This window comes from Treponema endosymbiont of Eucomonympha sp., assembly GCF_001028545.1.
Genome location: NZ_BBPW01000080.1, coordinates 1 through 3589, shown reverse-complemented (window position 1 = coordinate 3589; position 3589 = coordinate 1). Strand labels below are relative to the sequence as shown.

Here is a 3589-nt window from a genome sequence, read left to right as displayed (position 1 = left end):
AAACGTCTTCCGCGCCCTCAAACGCTGGCGCGGAATCGCTACGCGCTACGCAAAGCTCACCGCTTCCTTCATCGCCGCCATTCATGTCAGGTGTTTATTCCTCTATCTTCCAGTCCACACTACCTAGAACAGTGTTTGCCTATACGCCGCGAATATACAGTAAATGGGCACTGTCTATAGGCAGAAACCTATGCACCACCCTATCTGCCGAGTTTTTTCAAAAAACTCGGGCGTTGCCCGCACGGGCAACGCCTGTTTCCTCAAGGAACTCTGTCGTTCGGCTACCGCCGAACGCCCTGTTCACAACCCCAAATTCGCGCCGACAAGGATAACCTTTATCCGTCCCGCGGGGCGGCAGAGGCGGGTGGTTACGATATAGGTGCAAATCGATTCGGGCAAAAGGCAGTTGCCGCAGCTTCCCGTTTCGGCGCAGGGTGTTTTGACCCCCGCCAAGCGCTGCGCGTTGAGCGGCGCGGCGACGGTGCGGGCGCGGACGAGCGCGTCGCCGAGCGTCTTCGCCACCTTGTTCATTCCCACCACGATAATCACCTGCCTCGGCCCGAACGTCATTGCGGCGACGCGGTTGCCGTTCCCGTCTATGTTCACCAGTTGTCCGTCCTCGCTGAGCGCGTTGGTGCCGCACAGGTACGTGTCCGCCAGCAGCGCCTGACGCATAAGTTCCGTCCGTTCCGCCGGGCTTGCGCCTTTGTCGCGGTCGACGACGCGGTAGCCGCGCTCGGCGGCAAGGCGGGTCAAGCCGAGTTCCGTTATGCTGAGCGAGCCGCCCCACGACACCGTGTCCGTTTTGGGAATAAGGCTGAACGCCTTTTCGACCGCTTCGGTGGCGCTTCCGACATACCACGCGTCAAAATAGCGGCTCTGAAGCGCCTTCGCCACCTTTGGTCCGAGTTTCGCATACCGCAATTCAGCGGGTGTTTTATCCATAATTTTGCCTCCGTAAAAAAGGGCGCTGCCCGGCGTCCTGCCGGAACGCATTCAAGCCGCGCCTAAAAAGGGGGATTTGCCCCCCTGCTCCGTTACTATGAAGGGATTCGTCCCTCCAAACCTTTCGCACAATATATCCGCACCCGTCTTGCGGCGAGAGCAAGTCTTTTCGGCTTCCCGCGCAATTCATCCGAGCCGTTAAGCCGCAAAGGAGCGACGGCTATACGCCGTAGACGATGACGAATTTCTTTGCGGCGTTCGCCTTTTTGAGCAGTTCCAGTAGCTTGTCTATGTTGAAGCCTTCCCGCCACTGCGCCGAAGTCTTTGTCTCCACTATGCCGATAAGCGCCGCAATTGATTCCGGCGGGACGAGCGTTACCCCGTACCGCGCAAATCCTTTGTCGGGACGGCTAAAACAATGATAATATGTTTTGACGTTTTCAAAAGCCTCTACCCAATCGTTCAGAATTTCATCGTCTATCGGAACGCAGTGGTGTTCCCGTAGCATATCTTTGAAATTGAAAAACGAAGTATAGTTATTTTGTTCGTCGAAATCGTCAATTATCCCGAAATTTGCGTCGCAGGGCATATCATATATTCCTTGTTTTTGCTATAGGGAATTGCAAAGCTGGCAGTCTCTTCGCGGTTCTCCGTTGTCAGGCAGCCGCTCTGCCGACTATCCCTTCCGGCTGCTTTGTTCCCAAAGCCGCATAACAAGCACGGCGGCATTCCCCGGCTACCTTGTTTCCAGAACCGCAATGCCGGGGAGCGTCTTGCCTTCGAGGAATTCGAGCGACGCGCCGCCGCCGGTACTGACGTGGCTCATCTTGGAGGCAAGGTTGAACTTGTTCACCGCCGCGACCGAGTCGCCGCCGCCCACGACACTCACCGCGCCTCTGCCGGTCGCTTCGGCGACAAGCTTTGCCACTTCTTCCGTGCCGCGCGCGAAAGCCTCAAACTCAAACACGCCGACCGGTCCGTTCCACACGAGCGACTTTGCGGACAGAATCGCGTCCTTATATGCGGCGAGGGTCTTCGGACCCACGTCCATTCCCATAAGGTTGTCGGGAATATCGACGCCGTTTATGGCGACCGCCTTCGCCTCCGCGCTGAAGCTCTCCGCGCCGGCGTGGTCGAGCGGCAGGATAATGCTGACGCCCCGCTCCGCCGCCGCGCCCAGCAAATCGCCCGCCGTCTTCAAAAAGTCGTCTTCCACAAGGGACTTGCCGATAGGGTGTCCCTGCGCCTTCAGAAAGGTGTACGCCATACCGCCGCCGATAATCAGCGCGGAGGCGTTCTTGAGCAGGCTTTCCAGCACCGCGATTTTGGAGGACACCTTCGCCCCGCCGATAATCGCCACCAGCGGCTTCGGTGGCTTGGTAATCATCGGCTCAAGGTATTCTATTTCCTTCTCCATAAGGAAGCCGCCGACCTTTACCGGTACAAAGCCCGCAACCGCCGTGGTGGAAGCGTGGGCGCGGTGCGCGGTGCCGAACGCGTCGTTCACGAACACGTCGCCATAAGAGGCGAGTTCCTTCGCCAGCTTCTGCTGGTCGGCGGCGTCCTTCGCGGTCTCTTCTTTATGGAAGCGCGTGTTTTCCAGCATAAGCACGCCGCCCACGGGGAGCGCGCCGACCGCCGCCTGCTGCCCATAGCAGGAAGGCGCGAACGCGACAGGCTTGCCGAGCAGCTTGGCGAGGTATTCCGACACCGGCTTCAGGCGGTTCTTGGCGGCGATAAAGCGCTCCTCGTCGGCTTGCGTGAAAGCCTGCCCCGCTTTTTCGGCTTTTTCCTTCGCCTTTTTCACGTCCTTCGCCGGGTCGCCCAAGTGGCTCATCAGCACGAGGCTCCGCGGCTTCTGCTCAAGGATATAGGCGATAGTAGGGAGCGCCGCCCGAATGCGGGTATCGTCCTGCACGGCGCCGTCTTTCATAGGGACGTTGAAATCCACGCGCATGAGCACGCGCTTTCCGCCCAGCGGCACGTCTTTTACGGTCTTAATCATCGTTGCCTCCGCTAACTGTTATGATAAAACTATACCGACATTCGGCTGAAAAGTAAAGTTTCGTCGTCCCGTGCGCTGCGTTCGGCTTTACCTATGCGCCGAACACGGGACACGCGTTGACAAAAAACGAGAGAGAAAGCGATATAACAGAGCATCGGTTCGGCAGAGACGGTATGCGCTGTTTGCAAACGGGGGAGGGCGCAGGAAACGCGTTGAAAGGCATAGAAGCTTTTATCTAGACAGTGCGGGAAGCGGCACAAAATATGATAAGATATAGCGTGGAACTAACTGAAGAACAATCATGGCGGATACAGGAACTGCTGCCGAAACGGCGGGGAACATAAAGATAGAGAACCTGACGGCGCTCAATGCGCTTATCTATATATGCAGAACTGGGTGCTACAGGCATGTGCCGTATCGGCGGGGAAAACATATTGTGCTTTTCCGGCGAACAACAGACCTAGAAGTTTGTAAAGGTCTTGACATACGTATACACTTTGTTTATACTTATGTTTGGAGGCTCAATAATGGTAGCGGTAGTAAAGAAATGGGGCAACAGTTTGGGAATGAGAATCCCGAATTTAATGGCACGGAGCATGAACCTTTCCGAAGGCTCTTATGTTGAACTCAAAAACACAG

Annotated in this window: 4 protein-coding genes and 1 pseudogene; 2 read left to right on the top strand and 3 right to left on the bottom strand. The window is 56.6% G+C overall.

Translation table 11 applies throughout. From position 1 onward, the window contains the following. Window positions 1-127, top strand: a pseudogene (locus AWU74_RS10270) (IS5/IS1182 family transposase); the annotation flags it as partial. Window positions 128-300: 173 nt separating this feature from the next. Here AWU74_RS10270 and AWU74_RS04385 read toward each other — a convergent pair. From AWU74_RS04385 to AWU74_RS04375, 3 genes are all read right to left on the bottom strand, one after another. Continuing rightward, complete coding sequence (locus AWU74_RS04385; protein ID WP_062328006.1) at window positions 301-945, bottom strand: lactate utilization protein; 645 nt, start codon at window positions 943-945, stop codon at window positions 301-303. A gap of 220 nt (window positions 946-1165) precedes the next feature. Beyond that, complete coding sequence (locus AWU74_RS04380) at window positions 1166-1534, bottom strand: hypothetical protein (RefSeq protein ID WP_062328004.1); 369 nt, start codon at window positions 1532-1534, stop codon at window positions 1166-1168. Window positions 1535-1681: 147 nt separating this feature from the next. Next, window positions 1682-2950: a phosphoglycerate kinase gene (locus AWU74_RS04375; RefSeq protein WP_062328002.1), complete on the bottom strand. Its 1269-nt coding sequence runs from the start codon at window positions 2948-2950 to the stop codon at window positions 1682-1684. 509 nt (window positions 2951-3459) lie between these two features. Between AWU74_RS04375 and AWU74_RS13170 the strand changes: the two genes are divergently transcribed. Further along, window positions 3460-3589 (top strand): AbrB/MazE/SpoVT family DNA-binding domain-containing protein (locus AWU74_RS13170; protein ID WP_306700978.1); only part of this gene is annotated, 130 nt, incomplete at its 3' end.

What these genes read in the sequence shown, in the direction of transcription:
- AWU74_RS04385 (WP_062328006.1), bottom strand. Translation starts at nt 945, where the DNA reads ATGGATAAAACACCCGCTGAATTGCGGTATGCGAAACTCGGACCAAAG.
- AWU74_RS04380 (WP_062328004.1), bottom strand. Translation starts at nt 1,534, where the DNA reads ATGCCCTGCGACGCAAATTTCGGGATAATTGACGATTTCGACGAACAA.
- AWU74_RS04375 (WP_062328002.1), bottom strand. Translation starts at nt 2,950, where the DNA reads ATGATTAAGACCGTAAAAGACGTGCCGCTGGGCGGAAAGCGCGTGCTC.